General features: G+C 71.7%; 18 protein-coding genes. 7 read left to right on the top strand and 11 right to left on the bottom strand.

Annotated elements, in window-relative coordinates:
- The first annotated feature begins 233 nt into the window (after window positions 1–233).
- Window positions 234–611: a hypothetical protein gene (locus tag ACTOQ2_RS17370; protein ID WP_440100569.1), complete on the top strand. Its 378-nt coding sequence runs from the start codon at window positions 234–236 to the stop codon at window positions 609–611.
- A gap of 42 nt (window positions 612–653) precedes the next feature.
- On the opposite strand, the gene ACTOQ2_RS17365 is transcribed toward ACTOQ2_RS17370, so the two are convergent.
- The gene (locus ACTOQ2_RS17365; protein ID WP_440100568.1) at window positions 654–2,714 is read right to left on the bottom strand and encodes a prolyl oligopeptidase family serine peptidase; all 2,061 of its coding nucleotides are present in this window, start codon (window positions 2,712–2,714) and stop codon (window positions 654–656) included.
- A 105-nt stretch (window positions 2,715–2,819) separates the two neighbouring features.
- Here ACTOQ2_RS17365 and mshB point away from each other — a divergent pair, with 105 nt between their 5' ends.
- The 4 genes from mshB (at window position 2,820) to ACTOQ2_RS17345 (ending at window position 6,219) form a co-directional block, all read left to right on the top strand.
- Window positions 2,820–3,821 carry an N-acetyl-1-D-myo-inositol-2-amino-2-deoxy-alpha-D-glucopyranoside deacetylase gene (gene mshB, locus ACTOQ2_RS17360; protein ID WP_440100567.1) on the top strand — a complete coding sequence of 334 codons (1,002 nt, stop codon included), beginning with the start codon at window positions 2,820–2,822 and terminating at the stop codon, window positions 3,819–3,821.
- Between the two features lie 32 nt (window positions 3,822–3,853).
- Window positions 3,854–4,363, top strand: a complete 510-nt coding sequence (locus tag ACTOQ2_RS17355; protein WP_440100566.1) for a DUF6113 family protein — start codon at window positions 3,854–3,856, stop codon at window positions 4,361–4,363.
- A 103-nt stretch (window positions 4,364–4,466) separates the two neighbouring features.
- The gene (locus ACTOQ2_RS17350; protein WP_440085556.1) at window positions 4,467–4,901 is read left to right on the top strand and encodes a hypothetical protein; all 435 of its coding nucleotides are present in this window, start codon (window positions 4,467–4,469) and stop codon (window positions 4,899–4,901) included.
- A 346-nt stretch (window positions 4,902–5,247) separates the two neighbouring features.
- A complete protein-coding gene (locus tag ACTOQ2_RS17345; RefSeq protein ID WP_440100565.1) occupies window positions 5,248–6,219 on the top strand; it encodes an MBL fold metallo-hydrolase in 972 nt (323 codons plus the stop codon).
- Window positions 6,220–6,317: 98 nt separating this feature from the next.
- Here ACTOQ2_RS17345 and ACTOQ2_RS17340 read toward each other — a convergent pair whose 3' ends face one another.
- Window positions 6,318–8,858, bottom strand: a complete 2,541-nt coding sequence (locus tag ACTOQ2_RS17340) for a penicillin acylase family protein (RefSeq protein ID WP_440100706.1) — start codon at window positions 8,856–8,858, stop codon at window positions 6,318–6,320.
- Window positions 8,859–8,965: 107 nt separating this feature from the next.
- Between ACTOQ2_RS17340 and rraA the strand changes: the two genes are divergently transcribed.
- Window positions 8,966–9,445 (top strand): ribonuclease E activity regulator RraA, encoded by a 480-nt coding sequence (rraA, locus tag ACTOQ2_RS17335; RefSeq protein WP_440100564.1) that lies wholly within the window; start codon window positions 8,966–8,968, stop codon window positions 9,443–9,445.
- Between the two features lie 186 nt (window positions 9,446–9,631).
- Here the strand turns inward: rraA and ACTOQ2_RS17330 are convergent, their stop codons facing one another.
- The 9 genes from ACTOQ2_RS17330 to ACTOQ2_RS17290 all read right to left on the bottom strand — a co-directional run bounded on the left by ACTOQ2_RS17330 (window position 9,632) and on the right by ACTOQ2_RS17290 (window position 21,502).
- Window positions 9,632–10,549, bottom strand: a complete 918-nt coding sequence (locus ACTOQ2_RS17330; protein ID WP_440100563.1) for an aldose 1-epimerase family protein — start codon at window positions 10,547–10,549, stop codon at window positions 9,632–9,634.
- A 120-nt stretch (window positions 10,550–10,669) separates the two neighbouring features.
- On the bottom strand, window positions 10,670–11,146 hold the full coding sequence (locus tag ACTOQ2_RS17325) for an N-acetyltransferase family protein (RefSeq protein ID WP_440100562.1): 477 nt from the start codon (window positions 11,144–11,146) through the stop codon (window positions 10,670–10,672).
- A gap of 73 nt (window positions 11,147–11,219) precedes the next feature.
- Window positions 11,220–12,608: a cysteine--tRNA ligase gene (cysS, locus tag ACTOQ2_RS17320; RefSeq protein WP_440100561.1), complete on the bottom strand. Its 1,389-nt coding sequence runs from the start codon at window positions 12,606–12,608 to the stop codon at window positions 11,220–11,222.
- 84 nt (window positions 12,609–12,692) lie between these two features.
- Complete coding sequence (locus ACTOQ2_RS17315; RefSeq protein ID WP_440100560.1) at window positions 12,693–14,534, bottom strand: sigma factor-like helix-turn-helix DNA-binding protein; 1,842 nt, start codon at window positions 14,532–14,534, stop codon at window positions 12,693–12,695.
- A 49-nt stretch (window positions 14,535–14,583) separates the two neighbouring features.
- Window positions 14,584–16,641: a UvrD-helicase domain-containing protein gene (locus ACTOQ2_RS17310; RefSeq protein WP_440100559.1), complete on the bottom strand. Its 2,058-nt coding sequence runs from the start codon at window positions 16,639–16,641 to the stop codon at window positions 14,584–14,586.
- 3 nt (window positions 16,642–16,644) lie between these two features.
- Window positions 16,645–18,957 (bottom strand): hypothetical protein, encoded by a 2,313-nt coding sequence (locus ACTOQ2_RS17305; protein ID WP_440100558.1) that lies wholly within the window; start codon window positions 18,955–18,957, stop codon window positions 16,645–16,647.
- A gap of 111 nt (window positions 18,958–19,068) precedes the next feature.
- Window positions 19,069–19,821: a class I SAM-dependent methyltransferase gene (locus ACTOQ2_RS17300; RefSeq protein ID WP_440068431.1), complete on the bottom strand. Its 753-nt coding sequence runs from the start codon at window positions 19,819–19,821 to the stop codon at window positions 19,069–19,071.
- Between the two features lie 126 nt (window positions 19,822–19,947).
- The gene (locus ACTOQ2_RS17295; RefSeq protein WP_440068433.1) at window positions 19,948–21,009 is read right to left on the bottom strand and encodes an ABC transporter substrate-binding protein; all 1,062 of its coding nucleotides are present in this window, start codon (window positions 21,007–21,009) and stop codon (window positions 19,948–19,950) included.
- Window positions 21,010–21,256: 247 nt separating this feature from the next.
- The gene (locus ACTOQ2_RS17290) at window positions 21,257–21,502 is read right to left on the bottom strand and encodes a putative acetyltransferase (RefSeq protein WP_440100557.1); all 246 of its coding nucleotides are present in this window, start codon (window positions 21,500–21,502) and stop codon (window positions 21,257–21,259) included.
- A 109-nt stretch (window positions 21,503–21,611) separates the two neighbouring features.
- Here ACTOQ2_RS17290 and fdxA point away from each other — a divergent pair, with 109 nt between their 5' ends.
- The gene (gene fdxA, locus ACTOQ2_RS17285) at window positions 21,612–21,938 is read left to right on the top strand and encodes a ferredoxin (RefSeq protein ID WP_344902423.1); all 327 of its coding nucleotides are present in this window, start codon (window positions 21,612–21,614) and stop codon (window positions 21,936–21,938) included.
- Window positions 21,939–22,019: the final 81 nt, after the last annotated feature.

Genomic DNA, 22,019 nt, shown 5'->3' with positions numbered 1-22,019 from the left:
AAGCGTGCATTCGTGCCGATGCGTCCATGGTCCGGAACCTGGTCTGGAGGACAAGGAATCCCGTCTGCTGTACGGACCACTCGCGACCGGTTTGGGCACTTATGTTAGGACCGTCGTGTTGACGAAATCTTGAAAGACGGCAGATCCGGTATAGCGGTCCGTCCGCAATGGCCGGGAGAGGCGTGTCTGGCGGGGCCGAAGCGTTTCAGTCCGGGAAGCTACACTTTCGCCCCATGGGTATAGGCCGCATCGTCTTTCTCACCTTTGGCTGCATGGTGCTGTGCGTCGCCTTCTTGCTGGCCATGGACGAGGGGGATCCCATGAACATGCCACGGGCACAGGTCTTCGCGCTGGGGGGTGTCGCGTTGATGGTCGCCGGCGCCGCCTGCGGAGCCGCGGAGCGCCGGACCGCTCGCCTTCCGCAGCCTCCCCCGCAGCCCCCGGCTCCGCAGCACTACCCACCGCAGGGGCACAACCCCCAGCAGGGTTACGCCCCGCAGGGCTACATCGCCCCGCAGGGCCACAACCTCCAGCAGGGCTACATCGCCCCGCAGGCGTACAACCCGCAGCAGGGCTACACGGTTCCGCTTCCTCCCGGCCAGAACCACTGAGGCCCTCGGTAAGGCTCAGGCCAGAGCCTTACCGAGGAGAGCTCAGGACAGCGCCTTCTTCAGGAAGTCGACCTGGAGCAGCAGCAGGTTCTCCGCCACGGCCTCCTGCGGCGTCATGTGGGTGACCCCCGACAGCGGCAGCACGTTGTGCGGGCGGCCCCCGGCCAGGAGCGCGGAGGACAGGCGGAGGGTGTGCGCGGCGACCACGTTGTCGTCGGCCAGGCCGTGGATCAGCAGGAGGGGGCGGTCCAGCTTCTCCGCGTCGGCGAACAGGGACGAGGAGTCGTAGTGGCCCTCGTCGGGGTGGCCGAGGTAGCGCTCGGTGTAGCAGGTGTCGTACAGGCGCCAGTCGGTCACCGGGGCCCCGGCGACGGCCGCGTGGAACACGTCGGGGCGGCGGAGCACGGCCAGGGCGGCCAGGTAGCCGCCGAACGACCAGCCCCTGATGCCGACCCGCGACAGGTCCAGGTCGTCGGGGAACCGCGCGGCGGCGCCGTGCAGGGCGTCGATCTGGTCCTCCAGGACCGGGGTGGCCAGGTCGTGCAGGACGGCCCGCTCGAACTCGGGGCCGCGGCCCGGGGTGCCCCGGCCGTCGGCCACGACCACCGCGAAGCCCTGGTCGGCGAACCACTGGCTGGTCAGGTGCGCCCCGGCCGCGGCCAGCACGCGCTGGGCGTGCGGTCCGCCGTACGGGTCCATGAGGACCGGCAGCCTCGCCGAGCCGGGCACGTGCCCGGTGGGCAGGAGCACGGCGGTGGCCAGGTCTCGCTCGCCCGCCCTGATCAGGGAGACCCGCAGGTCCAGATTGGGGCGCTCGGCGTGCGAGGTGATGTGGCCGCGGGGCGTGCCGTTGTGCAGGACGCGGGTGACCGAGCCCTCGCTGTCGAGGGTCTGGCCGGTGATCACGAGGGTGCCGCCCGCGGTGTGGCCGCTGTAGACGCCGCCCTCGGCCGGGCTGACAAGGGTGATCTGGCCCCTCCGGTAGGCCCAGACGGCGATCTCGGTGGGCTCCCCGCTCGCCCGGAAGAGCACGGTCTCGCCGTCGATGTCGAGGATCTCGCGGACCTGGAGGGTGGGCGGCGTGACGGGGGAGTCGCCGACGATGAGGCGGTGGCCGCCCTCCGAGGTGGCGGCCCAGACGAGGCTGCCGTCGGACAGGTGGCCGGGGACGCCGGTGACGACGTCGACCCAGGCGGGGTCGGTGTCCTCGCGCACGACCGTGGAGGTGCCGGTGGCCGGGTCGACGTCGAGCAGCCGCATGGTCCGCTGGTCGCGCGTCATGGTGACGATCGACAGGCCGTGGGCGTCCCAGGTGGCGTTGACCAGGTACTCGTCGTCGAAGGGCACGGCGATGCGGGCCCCGTCGAGGGTGAGGACGAAGAGCTCGACCCCGGCGTTGGGCGTGCCGGCGGCGGGGTAGCGCTGCTCGGTGGCGGGCCGGGCCGGGTTGGCCGGGTCGGCGATGTGCCAGCGCTGCACCGGCGACTCGTCGGCCCGCTCGACCAGGATCGCGTCGCCGGACGGCGACCACCAGTAGCCCCGCATGCGGTTCATCTCCTCGGCGGCGATGAACTCGGCCAGGCCGTACGTCACCTCCGGGGACTCGGGGCGGGCCAGCGCGTGGTCGACCTCGTCCTCCAGGTCCTGGATGTGGAACGCGCCGCCGGTCACGTAGCCGACGTGGACGCCGGTGGGGGACATCCGGGGGTCGATCACCGGCCCGGAGGTCTTCAGCCGCCGCACATGCGCGGTCTTCAGGTCGACGACGTAGAGACCGCCGGAGAGCGCGAACGCCGCGACGGTCACCGCGGCGTCGGTGCTGTATCCGACGATGCCCCCGGCCTGTTCCCGGCTCCGCTCGCGGCGCGCCCGCTCCTCGGGCGGCAGGTCCTCCTCGTCGGCCGCCAGGGCGCGCGGATCGACGATCAGCCGTTCCGCGCCGCTGAGGACGTCGTACTCCCACAGGCAGGTCACCGGGTCGAAGCCGCCCCTGCTCCGGAGGAACACGACGCGGTCACCGCCCGGGGCGATCGTGAAGCCGCGCGGCACTCCGAGGGTGAATCGACGGGTTCTGGCGTGCAGGCGAGGGAAGCTCTCACTCATACGAGCCATCTTGCCAGTTCCGCATCGAGTGTCTTGTTTCCGAGGCGCGGACGGACCGGGAATCCGGCGTTCCGCACGATGGGCGGCGTCGATACCCTCGGACGCATGACTGATCGGCGCCTGATGCTCGTGCACGCCCATCCGGACGACGAGACGATCGGCAGCGGAGCCACCATGGCCAGGTACGCCGCCGAGGGCGCGCACGTCACGCTGGTGACCTGCACCCTGGGGGAGGAGGGGGAGGTGATCCCCCCGGAGCTCGCCCACCTGGCCGCCGATCGCGACGACACCCTGGGCGGGCATCGCGTCGGGGAACTCGCCGCGGCCTGCGCGGCGCTCGGCGTCACCGACCACCGGTTCCTGGGCGGTCCCGGTCGCTGGAGGGACTCCGGCATGATGGGCGTCGCCTCCAACCACCGGGCGAACGCCTTCTGGCGGGCCGATCTGGACGAGGCGGCGGGCGAGCTCGTGAGGATCATCCGCGAGGTGCGGCCCCAGGTGCTCGTCACCTACGACGAGAACGGTTTCTACGGTCACCCCGACCACATCCAGGCCCACCGCGTCGCCTGGCGGGCCGTCGAGCTGGCCGCCGACCCGGCGTTCGAACCGGTGTCCGGATCGGGGCCCGGAGCGGGGCCCGGAGCGGTCTCCGGACCGAAGGCCGGATCGGGGTCCGAACCCGGATCCGGATCGGGCTCAGGTGCGGGCGGGCCGTGGCGGGTCGCCAAGATCTACCACACCGCCATGCCCCGATCCGTGATGTACAGGACCGAGGAGGCGATGCGCGAGAGGGGCGCCCCCTTCCTCGCCGAGCCGGTCGACGACCTGCCGTTCGGCTGCGAGGACAAGGACGTCACCACCGAGATCGACGCCCGCGCCCACGTCGGCCGGAAGATCGACGCGATGCGGGCGCACGCCACCCAGATCAGCGTGAGTCCGCCCTGGTTCGCCCTGTCCAACAACGTCGGCCAGGAGGTGCTCGGGGTCGAGCACTTCATCCTCCGCTCCGGCGCGCCGGGGCCCGCCGGTCCCGGCGCGCCGATCGAGGCGGGAGGGCTCGGCGAGCCGTACGACCGTGAGGACGACCTCTTCGCCGGGATCCACTAGCCTCGATGCTTGTGATGGAGCAGGTACCAGGTGTGCGTGAGCCCTCGGAGACGGTCGTCACCGTGGCGGCCAACGCCGTGCTCGTCATGCTCGGGCTCCTGGCGGGCGTCCTCGGCGGGTTCCAGCACTCCTGGTACGTCAGGCCCGTCCCGGTCTCCGCCATCGGCTGCCTCGCCCTGCTGTTCGCGGTGACCTACGGGGCGGGCCGGATGACGCACGGCAAGGCGGCACCCCTGTCGTTCACGGCGGGCTGGGCGCTGGTCACCGTGATCTGGATCTCCGCACGGCCGGAGGGGGACCTGGTCATCGCCAACGACCTGTCCGGCTACCTCTACCTCTACGGGGGCCTGGTGGCGGTCGTGACGGGGGTCCTGCTCTCGCCGTCGGCCGCCGTGGCCGGGTCGTGGCTGCTCACCCCGCACGGGTACGGCTCCGGACCGCGATCCTCGCCCGTACCGCAGGCACCGCCGGGCCCGCATGCACCGCATGCACCGCCCGGCCCGCAGGTCCCGCCCGTACCGCCGGGCCCGACCGCTCCCTGACAGCCTCGTCACACGCGAGAAAAGCCGGGAAAAGCTGGGAAAGGCCAGGAAAGGCCAGGGAAAGCCACTGTCGCCGGTCGGCCGGATGACGCACAATCCCGGTATGCGGCGGTTGCATCGGGTACGGCGGACGCTCAACTACGTCAACCTGTCCACCCCACTGGGGCTGCTCCTGGCACGCCTCGGCCGTGCCCGGGTGACCGCCGGGCCCGACGGGCTGATCCTGGCGTACGGCTACCGCTTCCGGTTCCCGATCGCCTCGGCGTTCACCGTGGGTAACGTGGTGCTGACCAAGCACCCGGAGGGGTTCCTCACCGGCGCCCTGCTCAGGCACGAGGACCGGCACGCCTCCCAGTACATGTGCTGCGTGGGCCTGCCGATGCTCCCGCTCTATCTCGTCGCGGTGGTCGTCTCCATGATGATCTGCGGCAACCAGGCCTCGTGGAACCTCTTCGAGCGGCTGGCGAACCTGGAGGACGGCAACTACACCCGCAGATCTCCCTGGTGGTTTCACACTAGACCCCCGCAAAAGGAATGAATCTCTCTGGGAGGGGATCTACAAGGGGTGAGCTGTTGATGACCGAAGGGGGCCGCCCATGTCACAGACATCCCACCCAGCAATCGCCTCCCACGTGCCCGCGGAACCCGAAGGCCTTCTCGAAGAGTCCCCGCGGCGTTCCGGGTGGTCGGCTCGCTTCACCACACGACCGGTACGCGCGCTCAGGCAGCTGGGCCGGACCGCCGGCAGGGCGGTCCGGGATCGGCCCGCCGAGCGGCGGGCCGCGGTACCCGGGGCGGCACCCCGCCCTCCCGAACTCCCCGAGCGATCCGCGCGATCCGGGCGATCCGCGCGGCCGGTGCCCTACACACGGTCCGCGCCTCCCGTGCGACCGGCGCCGCCGAGGCGGCCCGAGCCCCTCCCGCGGAGGTCGTGGCCGGGTGGTTTCAAGGACCGGCTGACCTCGCCGATCCCGACGTTCCAGGAGCTGCTGGCGGTCGCCTGGCACGGCACGCTCCGGCCCGGCGTCGGGGACGAGGACCGCATCCCGGTCCACCGGGACGGACTTCCCCTGGCGACGGGTACCGACGCGGTCGTCACCTGGGTGGGACACGCGACGTACGTGGTGCAGATCGGCGGGCTGACCATCCTCACGGACCCGGTCTGGGCGAGGAAGATCGCCGGCATTCACCGGCCCCGGCTCACCCCGCCCGGGGTCGCGTGGGCGGACCTGCCCCGGATCGACGCCGTGGTGATCAGCCACAACCACTACGACCACCTGGACGCGCGGACCGTGCGGCGGCTGCCGCGCGCTACGCCCGTCCTCGTGCCGGCGGGGCTCAGGTCCTGGTTCACCCGGCGTGGGTTCCGCGACGTCACCGAGCTCGACTGGTGGGAGAGCACCTGGGTGGGCGGCGTCCGCTTCGACTTCGTCCCCGCCCACCACTGGAGCCGCCGGTCGGTGTGGGACACCTGCAAGTCCCTCTGGGGTGGCTGGGTGATCGCCTCCGACGACCAGACGATCTACTTCGCCGGCGACACCGGGTACGGTGAGCGCTTCGCCCAGATCGGGGCCCGCTATCCGGGAGGCATCGACCTGGCCCTGATGCCGGTGGGGGCCTTCGAGCCCCGCTGGTTCATGAAGGCCGCGCACGTCGATCCCGCGCAGGCCGTACGGGCCTGCCAGGACGTGGGAGCCCGCCGGATGGCGACCATGCACTGGGGCACGTTCGTGCTGTCCGGGGAGTCGCTTCTCGCGCCGGTGGAGGAGGCCAGGGTGGCCTGGGCGGAGGCCGGGCTGGACCGCGCCGACCTGTGGGACCTCGCCATCGGGGAGTCCCGCGTCCTGACGTCCTGATGACCTGACGTCCCGCGTCCTGACGGCGGGCGGCCCGAAGGGCGGGCCGCCGGACCGCGGACGCGCTCGTCCCGCGGCCCGGAAGGGCCTTTGCGCCGTCAGGGGCTGAGCGTCAGGGTGTGGGTGGCGGCCTTCTCGACGGAGTCCCGGCGGGCGAGCATGGGAACGGTCTCGCCGTCCGCCCACAGCGGCGCCTGGTCCCAGTAGTTGTCGTGGAACGCGTGACCGGAGGCGCCGGTCAGGTTGATCCACCGGGATTTGTCCAGATCCGCCAGGTCCACCACCATCCGCATGGACGGCAGCCAGCTCACCGCGTAGCCGTCCCGCACGTCCCACCCGGCGGCGTTGACCGCGTCGTCGCTGCCGGACACCGGGAACGGGCCCCGGTTGAACAGCCACTCGATCGGGCCGATTCCCGAGGTGCCGAAGCTCTGGTGGACGAGCTCCAGGGAGTGCAGGTCGCCCCAGCGCCAGTCCTTGACGTTCGGGCCGAGCAGGTCGTTCAGCTCGTCGTAGGCCCTGGCCATCGCCCGCCGCAGCATGTCGTCGCGGGTCTCGGCGCCCGGGGTGGCCGTGTCGTTCCAGAACGCGTCGTCCGGTTTGTCGAGCATGACCCGTACGACCTCGAACCAGCGGTCGCCCCCCTGGGGCTGGGCACCCTCGGGAAGATCGTCGTTGAAGGTCTCGACGAGCAGGTGCCGCCAGACGGCGTTGAAGTACATGGCGGGCCCCGACTCCGCGCCCTGCGTGCGATCCCACTCGCGCAGCAGCTCGCGGGCGTCCTTGGCGGGCCCGGCCATCTCGACGTCCAGCAGCTTGGGCACCAGGAACCGGGCGAGGCCGTTGTCGCTGTCCTGCTGCAACTCGCTCATCGCGGCCACGTCCACCTTGCCGCCGTCCTTCACCGCCTCGCGGAGGCGGTTCAGGATGCGCTGGGAGCGGTATCCGTACGCCCAGTCCTTGGTGAGGGTGTACGGGTAGCGGGTGGGGTCGACGACCGCGTTGTTCGCGGTCACGATGTAGCCCTCCGGCGGGTTGTAGAGGCTGGGCAGCTCGTTGAAGGGGATCGTCGACTGCCAGGAGTACTCGCCGGTCCAGCCGGGCACCGGCCAGGTGCCGTCGCCGCGGGTCCGCACCGGGATCCGCCCGGGGGCCTGGTAGCCGATGTTGCCCGCGGTGTCGGCGTAGACCAGGTTCTGCGCGGGCACCTCGAACCTGCCGGCTGCGGCCCTGAACTGCTGCCAGTCCTGCGCGGTGTTCAGCGCGAAGATCGCGTCAGCGGTCCGGCCGGGCTCCAGGGCCGTCCACTTGAGCGCGACCGCGTCGGCCTGCTCCTTGAAGACCGCGTCCATGCCCGGGAGCGTGTTCCTCACGTTCTCCATGACGTCGGAGATGATCGGCCCGTGTATGGTGTCGCGCACCTTGAGCCGTACGTCGGCGCCGCCGGCCACCTTGATCGTCTCGGTCCTGGTGGTCAGCGGCTTCCAGTCGCCCATGAACAGGTACGAGTCGTTCCTGACCCGTTCCATGTAGAGGTCGGCGACGTCCGGGCCCAGGTTGGTGAAGCCCCAAGCGATCTTGTCGTTGCGGCCGATGACCACGCCCGGCACGCCGGAGAAGGTGAACCCGGTGACGTCGAACGGGCACTCGGCGCTCTTGACGCGGCAGTGCAGCCCGGCCTGGTACCAGACCGAGGGCATGCCCGGCCCCAGGTGGGGGTCGTTGGAGAGCAGCGGTTTGCCCGACGCGGTGTGCTCACCGCCGACCACCCACGAGTTGGAGCCGATGCCGTGGCCGCCCGCCGGGTCGCCCATCAGGCTCGGCACCGCGCGGATGGCCTCGGCCGCCCGGGTCAGCGCTCCCGTCGCCGGAGCCACCCCGGACTGCTCGGTGTCGACCTTCTTCGGCTCCTGGCCCTGGTCGAACCCGCGCTCGCCGACCGAGCCCCGGGTGACGATCGGCTGGTGGGTGCCGTACGGGTAACCGGGCCAGAGCTGTTCCACCCGGCCGCGCGGCAGCTTGCTCGCCGCGAGTGCCCTGCCGATCTCGTCGGCCATGTTGGAGCGCAGGTCCCAGGCCATCGCCTTGAGCCAGGCCAGCGAGTCGACCGGGGTCCACGGCTCGGGCCGGTAGTCCGGGCTGGTCGCCCGCAGCAGCACGTACTCCAGGCTCCTGTCGGCGAAGCCGTCGTTGCGCGCCATCCAGGCGTTCACCCCGCGGGCGTAGGCGTCCAGGTAGTGCCGGGTCTGCTCGCCGAGCAGCGGCAGCTCCTTCTCGGCCACCTTCCGCCAGCCCATGGTCCGGATGACTTTGTCCTCGGTCAGCGTCGCCGAGCCGAACATCTCCGACAGCCGCCCGGCGGTCACGTGGCGGCGGAAGTCCATCTCGAAGAAGCGGTCCTGGGCGTGCACGTAGCCCTGGGCCAGGAACAGGTCGTCGGGGGAGTCAGCGTAGATGTGCGGGATACCCGTCTTATCGCGATATACGGTGACTTTCCCCTTCAAGCCTTTCACCTTGAGCTCGCCTTCGAGCTGCGGGAACGACGCCCGCACGCTCCACACGCCCGCTCCGGCGAGTAGCAGCCCGAGCACCAGAAACACGGTGAGCACCCGTGCCAGCCACGTGAGCGGGCGGGGCATCCAGGCGTACGGGCGAAACCTCACAAAAACCTCCTAGGCGACAAGCTCCCGCAAGTGTGGCATCACCCCCGTGGTGTCGGCGCAGCCGTAATTGTGAAGATGCACGCATGAGACTTTCCACGGCCGACCTGGTCGACGCCCACGGCTCGGCGGTCGCGAGCTGCCTGACCCAGTTCCGCTCCTACGGCCCGAGTCCCCGGTTCGCCGGGCCGATCGCGACCGTCCGCTGCCTGGAGGACAACGCCCTCGTCAAGCGGGTCCTGGCCACCCCGGGCGAGGGCCGCGTGCTGGTCGTGGACGGCGCGGGTTCCCTGCGCACCGCCCTGATGGGCGACGTCATCGCCGCCTCCGCCGTCTCGCACGGCTGGTCCGGCGTCGTCGTCAACGGTGCCGTCCGTGACACGGCCGCCCTCGCCGGACTGGACCTGGGGGTCAAGGCACTCGGCTCGAACCCGGCCAAGAGTGCCAAGGGGGGCACCGGCGAACTCGACGTGCCGGTCACCTTCGGCGAGGTCGTCTTCACCCCCGGCGCCTGGCTCTACAGCGACGAGGACGGCATCCTCGTCAGCCCCGCCGAACTCTCCTGAGGGTCTTTCCGCGACCTTGGTGGGCCCCTCCTGACCAGGGGCCTTTCCTCGGAACTTTCCTGAGGGTCTTTCCGCGACGTTGAGGGGCCCCTCCTGACCAGGGGCCTTTTCTCGTTCCCGAAAGAGTTCCCGCGCCTTTGGCGGGCCGCTCCGGCGGGGCCCGGTCTGACGGCCGGGCGTCGGACGTCAGATCGGGCCGATTCCCCAGTGGTGCACGGCGCGGTCGCCGGGGGCCAGCCGGATGACGTCCTCGCCGGTGCGGAAGGCGTTCGGCGGGCAGGTCATCGGCTCCACCGCCAGCCCCTGGCGGCGGTGGCCCTCCGGCAGGGTGTCGCCGGTGTAGAGCTGGAGCCACTCGACGCCCTCGCCCGCCCACAGCTCGACCCCGGTCCCGTCCGGGCCGGCCAGCGTGACCCGCACCCGCCCGTCGGCGCCGCGCTCCAGGCCGGTGAACGCGGTGTCGAGCTCCGTCCCGCCGATCGGGCGGGCGGTCCTGAAGTCGTACTCGGTGCCCTTGACGTCGCGGCGGCCGGTGGGGATCTTCCGGTCGTTCACCGCGATCCACTGCTCGGCGGGGAGCTCGAGCACGGCGTCGTCGAGGGCGCAGAGGGCGCCGAGGGACAGGTAGGGGTGGGCTCCGAAGCCGTACGGCGCGTCGCCGGCGCCGACGTTCTCCGCGCCCACCTCGACCTCCAGGCCGTCGGCGCCCAGGGCGTACCGGATGGAGAGGTCGAGGACGTGCGGGTAGCCGAGCTGGGGGAACAGCCGCAGCCCCAGCCGGATCGAGGCGTCGTCATGGGACAGGACCTGCCAGGGGAACGAGCGGGAGAAGCCGTGGATCGCGTTGCCGGTCTTGGGCTCGCTCAGCGCGAGCTGCCGGTCCTCGCCGTCGAAGGTGTAGCGGCCGTCCTCGACCCTGTTCGGCCAGGGCAGCAGCGGCAGCCCCGCCCCGCCGAGCGGGGACTGGTCCTCGGGGAAGTCGACGACGAGCGGCCTGCCGTCCAGGGTGAGGCTTCTGAGGCCCGCCCCGAGCTCGGTGATGACGGCCTGGAAGCCGCCGGCCGCGATGGCGTGTTGGGCGCCGGTGGGCGCGATGTTTGTCACCCGGCAATTCAACACCTAACGCCCGGCGCTTCCCGTCCACATCGCCCCTACCCGCCCTCGGCCCCGCGCGTCGCCCGCCCGCGCCGCGGGTCTCCCGGGCCTGGCACGTTCCCGCCGTTCCTACAGCACCGTCTCCAGGACCGTGGACCGCGCGGCGAAGCCGTTGGTCCGGTAGAAGCGGACGGCCGCCTCGTTGCTCGCGTAGGCGGTCACCCCGGCGTAGCGGGCGCCGTGGTGGCGGGCCCACTGCCTGAACTCCTCCACCAGCCTGGACCCGATCTTCCGGCCACGGTAGGACGGCTCGACGTACATGCTGCCGAGCGTCGCCACGGTGACCGGCCGCATCGCGGTGGGCCCGGACAGGGCCCCGGTCAGGTGGCCGACGATCCGGCCGCCGTCCTCGGCGACCATCACCAGGCGGTCCGGATCGTCCAGCGCGTCCACGAAACGGGCCCGCCCGTGCTCCTGGGGCCAGTTGACGTTCAGGGCGGGGTCACGGGTTCCGGCGTCCTCGGCGAACAGCGCGGAACTGCAGGCGACGATCCCGTCCACATCCGCGATCGTGCCGGGTCGTACGGCGACGACGATCTCACTCATGATCAGGACGCTATCGGTCGCGACCGACATTACGGGTGATCTGCTGCTTTCGTCCCTCCCGGCGGGGCGGCCGTCAGGACCAGGTCTGGCCCTCCGGGGTGTCGACGACCTTCACGCCGAGGGCGGCCAGCTCGTCGCGGAGGCTGTCGGAGGCGGCCCAGTCCCTGGCGTCGCGGGCCCGCGCGCGCCGCTCCAGCAGCCCGGCGGCGCCCTCGGGCAGGCTTCTCGGCCTGACCGCCCTGCCGATGTCGAGGGAGAGGTCCAGGGCGAGGACCTGGTCGAGGTGCAGGAACGCCTCGAAGCGGGAACCGGGGGAGATCGAGTCGTCGCGCTCCAGCTCGCGCAGGAGCCGCAGCGCCAGCGGGGTGTCGAGGTCGTCGTCGAAGGCGGCCTCGATCCGGGAGACCCGGTCGGCGGGCATCGGGCCGCTCGGCGACTCCGACCACTCGGCCACCTGGCCGCGCCAGCGCCGCAGGGTCTTGTCGGCGGCCCGCAGGGTGTCCCAGGTGAGGTTCATCTGCTGGCGGTAGCGGTGCTCCAGCAGCGCCAGCCGCACGGCCAGCGGGTCGAGGCCCGCGTCCGCCACATCCTTGAGCAGGACCACGTTGCCGGTGGACTTCGACATCTTGCGCCCGTCGAAGAGCAGGTGCTCGCCGTGCACCCAGTGGCGCACCACCTCGTGCCCGGCGGTGGCGTCGGACTGGGCGCGCTCGTCCTCGTGGTGCGGGAAGCGCAGGTCGATCCCGCCGGTGTGCAGGTCGATGTGCTCGCCGAGGAACCGCAGCGACATGGCCGAGCACTCGATGTGCCAGCCGGGGAAGCCGCGGCCCCACGGGGTCTCCCAGGTCAGTCCCGCCTCCGAGGGCTTCCACAGCGCCCAGTCGGCGTGGAACCGCTTGCGCGGGTCGACGGCCTCGATCCGGTGGCCCGGCCTCAGCCGGTCGAGCCGGTTGCCGGAGATCTCCCCGTACGTCGGGAAGGAGGCGGCGTCGAAGAAGACCGACCCGTCGGGCACCGCGTACGCGTGCCCCTTCTCGATCAGCTTGGCGATCATCTCGATCATCAGGTCGATCGTCTCGCTCGCCCGGGGCGAGTGCTCGGGCGGGCGGATGTTCAGCGCGGTCGTGTCCGCCACGAAGGCGTCCTCGTAGAATCGCGCGACCTCCAGGACGCTCCGCCCCTCGGCCCTGGCCTGGGCGAGCACCTTGTCCTCGCCCGAGGGGTCGATCGCGGTGTCGTCCACCAGGTGCCCGACGTCGGTGATGTTGCGGCAGGCCACCACCCGGACCCGCTGCCGCTCGCTGACCCGCCTGATCAGGTCCGACAGCAGGTAGGCCCGGAGGTTGCCCACGTGGGCCGACCGGTAGACGGTCGGGCCGCAGGTGTACATCCGCAGGGAGCGGGTCCCCTGGGGAACGATCCGCTCAACCCGGCGATTCCGCGTGTCATACAGGCTCAGCATGGGTCGAGCCTACGCAATCCTGTCCGGCCCCACCGCGTGGAAGCCCACCCGGGCCCGGTCGTGTCCGGGCCCGGGGCGCGACGCTCAGCCCTCGAGGAAGGCGAGGATCTCGCGGTCGCCCCGGTCGCGCAGGCGGGCGATCACCTCCTCGCGGGTGCAGCCCTCCGGCAGGCCGATGCGGGCGCCGATCAGGCGGATGCCCTCGGCCTCCGACGCCACCGGCGCCGTGTAGCCGATCAGGTGCAGCGCCCGGTTCAGCGCGGGCAGGGCCGGCGAGGCCGCGGGCAGGTAGCGGGTGAGCAGCTCGCCGCCGTCGGAGACCGTGAGGAAGACGTGGTCGCCCTCGGAGGCGTTGGCGGCGATCAGGACGGGGCGGATGGACCCCATGGTCGGCTGGTTGTGCCAGCTGATCACCACGTCGCCCGAGGGGGTGGAGGCGGTCAGCTGGCCGCCGGGGGCCATGCCCAGGTGCGCGGCGAAGCCGGTCGGCAGCGGGGAACCCGAGCCGCGCAGGTGCTCGGCGTTGACGTCCACCCGGTGCCACCAGCGCCCGTCGCGGCTGCGGAAGCAGCGCCGGGTCTCCGAGACGTCCCGGCGCGGCTGGTAGTCGGCCTGCTCGGCCCCGGCCACCCTGATCCACCCGCGCTGCGTGCGCTCGAAGCCGGGCCCGCCCGCGTACGCGCGGACCGAGCTCTCGCTCACGTCGTAGCGCCCGGTGAGGTTGGTGACGATCGTGTTGACCGACGCCTCGCCGTTGGACCGCTCGATCTCCCTGACGATCATCTCCCGGATGCCCAGATACTGCTCGCCGCCCCAGCGCGACAGCCCGTACTTGTTCCGGTCGACCCGCAGGAAGCGGTCGTCGGCGGTGAGCTGGTTGCGGATGCCGACGAGGCTGTAGTCCTCGCCGATGCGTTCCTGGATCTCCTCGGGCGTCAGCGGGCCGCCCGCCACCGCCAGCACGGCCTCGGCCTTGTCGTTGACGCTGCGCGGCCACGGGACCACGTGGTTCTCCAGCACCCGCAGCTGGGGCACCGCGACGAGCCAGCGCTCGGCCACGTCCTCGCGGATGCCGAGCTGGCTGGCCATCGTCACGGCCTCGTCCAGCGGGCGCGGCCCGTCGGTGAACAGCTGCCGGGTCTTCTCCCTGAGCTCGTCCGCCCCCCCGGCGACCAGCCAGCCGTCCACCTGCTCGTAGCCGGTCAGCAGGGTCCGTACGAACCGCCAGGAGGGGATGCCCAGCGTGGCCAGCTCGGTGCGGTGCCACGGCACGGCGGCGGCCAGGTCGTCGGCGGGCACGGCGGAGCCCAGCCGGCCCCGCAGCCACGACACGTGGGCGATCAGCGGCGCCGCGTCGTCCTTGGCGAGCCAGGCCTCGACGTGGTCGCGCAGGTCGCGCTCGATCTGCCGGATGCGCTCCCTGGTGACCGAGAACCGCTGGGCGAGGTCGTCGAGCGTGGCCCGCTGGGAGGCGTACAGCCGGTCCCTGGCGATGGCCCGCTGCCGCTCGTCCAGCGTGGCGAAGACCTCGTCGATCAGCTCGGGCAGCGGCCGGTCGGGCCGGGAGGGGCGGATCCTGGCGACGCTCTCCTCGGTGACCGGTTCGAGCAGTCGCTCCAGCACCCCGGTGAACAGCTTGTGCACCACCTCGCGGCCGAGCCCTTCGGGCGTGCGGACGCTCGCGGCGGGGTCGGCGAACCTGAGCAGGGGCAGAACGTCACCGAGCATCAGGTGACCCCAGCACGCCAGGGCGAGGTCGGTCAGGCGACCGGCGACCTCGGACGTCCCGATGGTCGAGCAGGCGGTGTCGAGCGGAAGCGCCTGCCACCACGCCTCGGGGAGGCGGGGGTCGGTCGCGATCGGCGCTACCTGGCCGGGAGAGGTCCAGCGCAAGGGTGGCGCGATGTCGCTCAGGCTGAGGTTCATTGAGGTCCAACCGGCAAAGGGGAATATATCCGCAGTTCAGACTATGTGGTCAGGTAGGAAGGAAGGGACTGGCCCGTCCGTAATGAGAAACGTAGAGGAGTTCCCTCGCCCGGGTGCAGGCCACGTAGAGCAGGCCGCGTTCCCGCTGGAGATCATGTGCTCTGGCGGCGGGATCCTCGCCGACCGGGGTCAGGGAGTCGGGGTCGGGCACGATCCCGTCGGCCACGCCGATCACCGCGACCCGCCGGAACTCCAGTCCTTTCATGGCGTGCAGTGTCGTCACCCGTACCCCCAGATCACGCAGAGCGAACCGTGCGTCACGCACGAGGCCGGCGGTCCTGGCGGCCACCGCTATCTCCTCGGGCGTCACGCCCTCATTCACCCACTGTCCCACCTGTGCCACCAGACCCGTCAGCTCATCCTGCGGTGAATCGTAGGCGCGGACCATCGGCCGGAGCCCGTGCCGGGTGCCCCTGAAGCCGTAAAGCTCCTGCACACCCTTGACGAGCCCGTCGGCGGGACCGCCCCCGCGCAACCGGACCCCCCAGGACAGGATCTCCCGGGGAAGCCGGTACGACACCCGCAGGCGCTGCTGGATCGCGTCGATCCCGACGGCGCCGAGCGTCACCCGCGTGTCGAAGATGCGCTGGTGCGGGTCGCCCACGATGAACATGTCGTCGCGGGCGTGCGGCACCGCCGCCCGCAGCAGCCGCCACTGCGCCGGGTGCAGGTCCTGCGCCTCGTCCACCACGATGTGCCGGTACGGCTCCCGCGCAGGCTCCGTCTCCTCCAGTAGGTCCCCGGTCGTCTGGCCGAGCAGCGTCGACGCCTCGGAGGCCAGCTGCAGCAGGGTCCGCTTGCCGCGCTCGCGCAGCTGCCCGGTGACGTGCTCGATGGCCTTCCACACCAAGGTGCGCTCCTCGGCCGCCAGCTCGACGCTGCGGCCCGGACGGGGGGCGTTCAGGTACTCGTCCAGGGTCCGCAGGTTCTGCGCCAGGACGACCTGCTCCCACTCGCGCAGCAGGAACGCCGGGCTGTGACCGGTCTCGGTCTCCTCCCAGAGCGCGGTCAGCTCGGCGGCGCCGACCAGGGCGGGCGGGCGGCCCTCGGCCTCGGCGACGATGCGGTGGGCCAGCCGGTCCACGTTGCCGACCTCGATCCGCTTGCGGATCACCTCGTCCTCGATCAGCTGGTCGAGCCTGGCCGCGAGCTCGGCGCTCAGCCCCTGGGAGAAGGTGACGAGCAGGATCTGCCCGCTCGCGCGCCCGGCCAGGTAGGCCGCCCTGTGCAGGGCGACGAGCGTCTTGCCGGTGCCCGCGCCGCCGGTGACCAGCGTCGGCTGCTGGTAGGACTCCCAGTACGCCAGCCGGTGCTGCGGCGGGTGCAGGAACACGCACCAGCCCGGCGCGTCGAGCACGCGGTTCAGCTCGCGCGGGTCGTCGGTGAAGACGGCGCGGTCCGGGCTGCGCAGGAGCGCGGCACCGAAGTCCTCGGGATTGATCGGCTCGGGGTCCGCGGCGACGGCGCGGCAGTTCTCCAGTTCCCGCCAGGCCCCGGCCATCGACTCGCCCCTGGCGAGCGCCGCCAGCGGCTCGTACTGCGTCGGGGGCAGCAGCGGTTCGAGTGCCTCCAGGGTGAGCTGGTCGGTGATCTGCCTGACCAGCGGCAGGAACCGGCCGTCGACCCCCAGCTCGGCCAGGTCGCTGTCGCAGAAGTCGGAGAACAGCCGCGTCGCGGACGCCTCGGCCGCCCTGCGCACCGCGGGCCGCACCCGGTCCAGCGCCTCGGCGTCCCACATCTCGACCACGCCCAGCGCCGTGTTGACGCCGAACCGGTAGCGCTGCGCGTACGCCCACGCCTCCGCGTCCGGCAGCACGGTCAGCAGCCAGTAGACGTCCCGCTGCTTGACCACGACGCCCCGGTGCCGGTCGGCCAGCCTCAGGGTCGCCACCCGGGGGTCCCTCGCCCCCCTGACCCGCTCGGGGTGCGGAGCGCCCGCCACGTTCTGCAGGAACCTGCGCGCCGAGACCACGACGTCCCGGCGCACCGGCTGGGCCAGGGCGCCGAGTTCGACGGGGAAGTCCGGGGAGATGGCGAGGCGGGGCATGGGTCAGGCCAACAGTGACAGGAGATCGCGGTCCCCGCGTTCTCGCAGCCGGGTGAGGAGTTCGGGGGTGGCCACGGGTCCCGTCATGCCGACCCGGGTGGCGATCACCCGCCCGGCCTGCTCGGGGGTGCCGCCCGTCGCGGTGTAGCCGACGAGCCGCAGTGCCCGCGCCGTCGCCTCCACCTCCTCGCCCGCGGCCGGCAGGTGCCTGGCCCGCAGCACGCCCTCGTCCGACAGGGTGAGGAACAGGTGGCTGCCCTCCTTGGCGCCCACGTCCTCCAGGAGCGTCATGAGCGACTCCAGCACGGGCCTGTCCTGCCAGCTGAGGACCAGCTCCCCGACCGCGCTGCTGACCGTACGGCCGTCACCGGGCGACATCCCGAGGTAGGCGGCGAACCCGCTGGGCAGCGGGCACTCGGCGCCCCCGAGGTGTTCCTGGGTGACGTCGATCCTCAGCCACCAGCGGCCGTCCGGCTGCCGGAAGCAGCGCCTGGTCAGCGAGACGTCCTTCAGCGGGCGGAACGGCGCCTTCCTCGGCTCCTGCCCGGAGCTCCCGCCGTTCGCCCCGCCGATCCCGCCGGCCCCGCCGCTCAGGTCGCCGGGCTTCTCCGCGGTCAGGGCCGGGGCGCCGTTCGAGCGCTGGGGAGGCCGCTCGCCCGCGCCGAGGATCCGGAGCTGCGGGACGTTCTCCAGCCACTCCTTGGACACCTCGGGGTGGATGCCCAGCGAGGAGACCATGTCGAGGGCCTTGTTGATGGTGAGCGGCGGCTTGGCGCCGCTGATCATGTCGCGGGTGCGGTGGCGCAGCTCGGTGATGTCGCCCTCCACCAGCCACTCGTCGACCAGGTGGTAGCCGGGGAGGGTGGCCAGCACGAACTGCCAGGCCGGTACGTCGAGGGAGTGCAGCTCCTGGGTGTGCCAGGGGACCGCGTTGATCAGCCGCTCCCTGGGCGCGGCCTTGCCGAGGATCCCCTTCACCTCCTCCAGGTGCTCCCGGTACGGGGCGGCCTCGTCGGAGGCGGTCCACTCGTCGAGCTCCCGGCGCAGGTCGGCCTCTATGTCGCCGATGACCTCCGGGGGCACCGCGAAGAGCTTGGCCAGCGCCTCCACGGTCGCCGGGGCGTCGCTGAACAGCCTGTTCTGCGCCACCGCCCAGCGCTTGTCCTCCACGTTGGCGAAGACGCCGTCCACCAGCGCGTGCAGGCTCTTCGGCGCCGGCCGCACCGGCGGACGCGCGGCCCCGTCGTCCTGGTGGTCCTCCGCGTCCTGGTGGTCCTCGGCGTGCTCGTGGTCCTCGTGACTCTCCGCGACCGGCTCGGGGACGTCTTTCACCTCGGCGACGTCCTCCGCCTCGAGGGCGCCGGCGGGCACGGGGTCGCCCGCCCGGTCGTCCTCGCGGCCGTCCCCGGATTCGGCCGCGGGCCCGGCGACGGGCTCGGCCTCGGAGACGGCCTCCGTCTCCGCGGGTCCGGCCTCTGCGGCGAACCCGGCCTCGGCGGCCCTCACGTCCTCGGGGGCGGGCGCGAACCGCTCTTCCCCCTCGGAGATGCTCGACGGCCGGTTCCTCCTCGCCGAGGCGGGCTGGAAGAGCGACCCGGGGGCCTCCTGGGGGCCGGCGTCCGGATCCGCCGTGCGACGGGCCTCGGGCACCGGCAGGGCGTCGCGCTCCCGGGGGGGCTTGCGCTTCGGCAGGGCCACGGGCTCGGCGAGGGACTCCGGCTCCGGCGCGTTCCCGGAGTGGGCCGCGACGGGCGGAGCGTCCTGCTCCGGGAGATCCTCGGCGGCGGGCTCGCTCGCGGCGGGCGCGGGGGAGACCACCGGCTCGGGGGAGGACTCGGAGGTCTCACGCGGGGAGACGGGCGTCCGGGCGGCTCCGGCGGTGGGCGCCGCCGGGACCGGGACCGCGTGTGCGGGGGCCGCCAGGCGCGTGAAGACCGCCGTGAAGAGGGCGTGCAGCAGCGGGACCGGCTGGATGAACGGCTGGTCGCGCAGGTCGTGGCCGGTCAGCGCGAGAAGGCCCGGCCAGGACCCGGCCCGGTCGAGGGCGATGGCCGTGCAGGGCTCGTCCGCGTCGTCCGGGTCCAGGACGTGCAGAGCGGGGAGCACGTCACCCACGGCGGCGGCCGGCCAGTGGTTCAGGGCGACCGAGGCGAGGATGTCGGCCAGCCTCTCCGGGCCCAGCACGGCGAGCACGCGGGCCATCGGCAGGCTCCGCCACCAAGCGTCCGGTAGGTCGGGCTGTTCGCGCAGAAGTGGGATCGTGGCCGCGTCGCTCCAGCGCAGCGGCGGCACGAGGTCACTCAGACAGAAGTTCATCCGTTCCCTTCACCAGCCCCTCAAGCCGCCCGAGTCACTCCATGTGGCCGGGGAACGAGACTCATGGAACAGACCATAGTCTGGCAAATCGCCGCGGCACATTGGGTCGGTTCAGCGGCGTACGGCCGCAAACCTCAGTCGCACGTAGTCGGCCATCCAACCGCTCTCCCGCCGGAGGGCGGGGGCCGCCAGCTCGTTCACCCGGCGGAGCAGCGGGTCGATCATCTCCGCGGGCACCTCCTTGAGCAGCGAACCCGCGAACATGCGGACCCAGTCGGCCGCCCCGCCGGGGCACTCGTCGAGCGGGGTCGGCCGGTCGAAGTATTCCAGCAGGCGGACGGTGAAGCCGCCCTTCTCCAGCCGCGTGGCGTACTCGGCGGGGGTGGGGAAGTACCACGGCAGGTCGGGCTCGCGCAGCCCGTACTCCCGCCAGGCGGTGGACAGCGCCGCCGTCAGCGCGGCGCAGTTGCCCGCGCCGCCCATCTCGGCCACGAACCGCCCGCCCGGGGTGAGGGCCTCGCGGACACTGGTGATCACCGCGTCCGGCTCCCGGCCCATCCAGTGCAGGGCGGCGTTGGAGAAGACCGCGTCGTACGGCTGGGCCACCGTGAAGTCGCGGCCGTCGCCGACGATGAAGTCCAGCCCCGGATACTGGGCCAGGGCCTTCTCGATCATCGCCTGCGAGCCGTCGATCCCCAGGACGCGGGCGCCCCGGGAGGTGATCTCGGCCGTCAGCATCCCGGTGCCGCAGCCGAGATCCACGATGCGCTCCCCCGGTTGCGGGTCGAGAAGCTCGACCAGGGGGGCGCCGTGCGCTGAAACGTACCCAAAGCTGCTGTCATAGGCGCGAGCGCTCCACCTCATCGAGCTCGGGGTGTCGTATCGCAAGACGATCAGCTCACATTCTGAGACGCGAGGCCTCTGTCGGCCTCTCCAGACACTTTAGAGCCTCTGGGAAGTCACGACATATCAGTCTCGGCAGCCTCAGGTTCATCTCACCTTCTTGACCCATTCGCGCTGGAGGTAGGCCCTGGCCCTGTCGATCTCCGGGATGGAGAGGATCACGGGCTTCGCGCTGGTCGCGGGCAGTTTCGCGGCCAGCTCGCGGTCAAGGGTGCCGCGCATCTGCAGGGCCTCCATCCTGGCCGGGCGGGCATAGCCCTTCAGGAACAGGTTCTGACCCTTGTCGGAGAACAGGAACTCCTGCCAGAGCCGGGCCGCGGCCGGGTGCGGGGCCTGCTTGTTGATGGCCTGGACGTAGTACGAGCCGAGCACGGCGTCACCGGGAATCGCGACCTTCCACGCCTTGTCGACGGCGGCCCGCTCGGCGTTGTGGTAGTCCCAGTCGACGAGCACCGAGGCCGCCTTGGGCGTGGCCGCGAGATTGCCCTCGCCCTTGAGGCGGTGGAAGAACTCCACGCCCCGCTCGGCCCTCGCCTCGCCGCCCCGCAGGGAGACGGCCATCACCCCGTTGAAGGCCGCGGACACCTCCCGGGGGTCGCCGGGCAGTGCGACTCTGTGTCCCGGTTTGAGCAGGTCGGAGAAGGACGCGGGGGCCGCGACCTTGTTCGGGTCGTAGCCGATGGACATGTAGCCGCCGTACCCGGCGTACCAGAGGCCCCTGTGGTCCTTCAGGCGGTCGGGGATGTCCTGCCAGCCCTGGACCCTGTACGGGGCGAAGAGGGCGGACTTGGCCGCGGCGACGTCCATGCTCAGGTCGAACACGTCCGGCTTGAGCGTGGCCGCGGCCGCGATCTCCCTCGCGCTGCTGGCGTCGGGCTCCAGCTGGTTGACCTTGATCCCGTACTCCTCGGAGAAGGTGTCGATGATCTCGCCGTAGTTCACCCAGTCGCGCGGCAGCGCGATCACCGTGAGAGCCCCCTCCTTCCTGGCCGCCTCGACGAGGCGCTCCATTGTCGAGAAGCCCTCCTTCAGGGAGGCGGCCTGCGTGTTGAGGGGCGGGAATTGGACGTTCTGAGGAGCCGGGGCGCCACATCCGGCGATCGTGGCCGTGAGGATCACGGCGGCTGCGGCGCTGGTACGTACGGTCACGAACGGAATACTCTCCGCTGTCATTCGTCTGGTCGAGCAGGCGCGGCCCTTATTGGCGAACGGCTTACACGTGTCTTGGCGAGCGGCTTACCCGGCGGGGTCCGGCCGTCGTCCGCACGCGCCGCGCGGGGACTCCGCCGGTGCCCGAGAGCCGGTGCCCGAAAGTCGGTGCCCGAAAGTCGGTGCCCGAGGTCGGCCGGGTGGGCCGCCCCGGTCACGCGCGTGGGCGCGGGGACTACCGGGCCGGTCACGCGCGCGGGCGCGGGGTTCGCGGAGATTCCGGGACGACCTTCGCCGCGGCGAGCGTCTCCTCATCGATTTCCACCAGGACGCCGTTTCGCCTGCGCACGCCGAGCACGCCGTCGCGCCAGAACTCCAGCTCACCCACCGCGTCGCGGAACCCTTCAGGAACCCGTCTCCGAGTGGTGACTCTTTTGCCCACGTCGGAAGGGGTTATGGTGATGTTCAGGCGAGCGCTGAAACCAAGGGCCATCGGCTTTTGCCCCCTCCCGTTTCAGACACATGGCAGGCACGGCAATACTAGGGCGTAGCAACTCGCGGTCGAAGTCGTGCCTAGGTGCGTAAAGAAGAAGGAGCCCGAGGTGACCTACGTCATCGCGCAGCCTTGCGTGGACGTCCTGGACAAGGCGTGCATCGAGGAGTGCCCCGTCGATTGCATCTACGAGGGTGAGCGGATGCTCTACATCCACCCCGACGAATGCGTTGACTGCGGCGCGTGCGAACCCGTCTGTCCGGTGGAGGCCATCTTCTACGAGGACGACCTGCCCGAGCAGTGGAAGGACTTCTACAAGGCGAACGTGGACTTCTTCGAGGACCTGGGGTCGCCCGGCGGCGCCTCCAAGGTCGGCAAGATCGAGAAGGACCACCCGGTCGTCGCGGCCCTGCCCCCGCAGGCCGAGAGCCACTAGGAGCGGGTGCCGGAGGGAGGCGGCCATGACGGCCGCCCTCCTCCGGTCCCGTCTCAGGCAGACCCGCCCCAGTGAAGGACG

Origin of the sequence: Streptosporangium sp. H16 (assembly GCF_051918855.1) — a bacterium.
Taxonomy (GTDB): Bacteria; Actinomycetota; Actinomycetes; order Streptosporangiales; family Streptosporangiaceae; genus Streptosporangium.
This window is presented reverse-complemented; position numbering and strand designations above follow the sequence as displayed.

Coding starts and splice junctions, on each gene's coding strand:
- ACTOQ2_RS17300 (WP_440068431.1), bottom strand. CDS start 19,821: ATGAGGTGGAGCGCTCGCGCCTATGACAGCAGCTTTGGGTACGTTTCA.
- ACTOQ2_RS17350 (WP_440085556.1), top strand. CDS start 4,467: ATGCGGCGGTTGCATCGGGTACGGCGGACGCTCAACTACGTCAACCTG.
- ACTOQ2_RS17305 (WP_440100558.1), bottom strand. CDS start 18,957: ATGAACTTCTGTCTGAGTGACCTCGTGCCGCCGCTGCGCTGGAGCGAC.
- ACTOQ2_RS17315 (WP_440100560.1), bottom strand. CDS start 14,534: ATGAACCTCAGCCTGAGCGACATCGCGCCACCCTTGCGCTGGACCTCT.
- ACTOQ2_RS17325 (WP_440100562.1), bottom strand. CDS start 11,146: ATGAGTGAGATCGTCGTCGCCGTACGACCCGGCACGATCGCGGATGTG.
- ACTOQ2_RS17370 (WP_440100569.1), top strand. CDS start 234: ATGGGTATAGGCCGCATCGTCTTTCTCACCTTTGGCTGCATGGTGCTG.
- ACTOQ2_RS17290 (WP_440100557.1), bottom strand. CDS start 21,502: ATGGCCCTTGGTTTCAGCGCTCGCCTGAACATCACCATAACCCCTTCC.
- ACTOQ2_RS17310 (WP_440100559.1), bottom strand. CDS start 16,641: ATGCCCCGCCTCGCCATCTCCCCGGACTTCCCCGTCGAACTCGGCGCC.
- ACTOQ2_RS17365 (WP_440100568.1), bottom strand. CDS start 2,714: ATGAGTGAGAGCTTCCCTCGCCTGCACGCCAGAACCCGTCGATTCACC.
- cysS (WP_440100561.1), bottom strand. CDS start 12,608: ATGCTGAGCCTGTATGACACGCGGAATCGCCGGGTTGAGCGGATCGTT.
- mshB (WP_440100567.1), top strand. CDS start 2,820: ATGACTGATCGGCGCCTGATGCTCGTGCACGCCCATCCGGACGACGAG.
- ACTOQ2_RS17340 (WP_440100706.1), bottom strand. CDS start 8,858: ATGCCCCGCCCGCTCACGTGGCTGGCACGGGTGCTCACCGTGTTTCTG.
- rraA (WP_440100564.1), top strand. CDS start 8,966: ATGAGACTTTCCACGGCCGACCTGGTCGACGCCCACGGCTCGGCGGTC.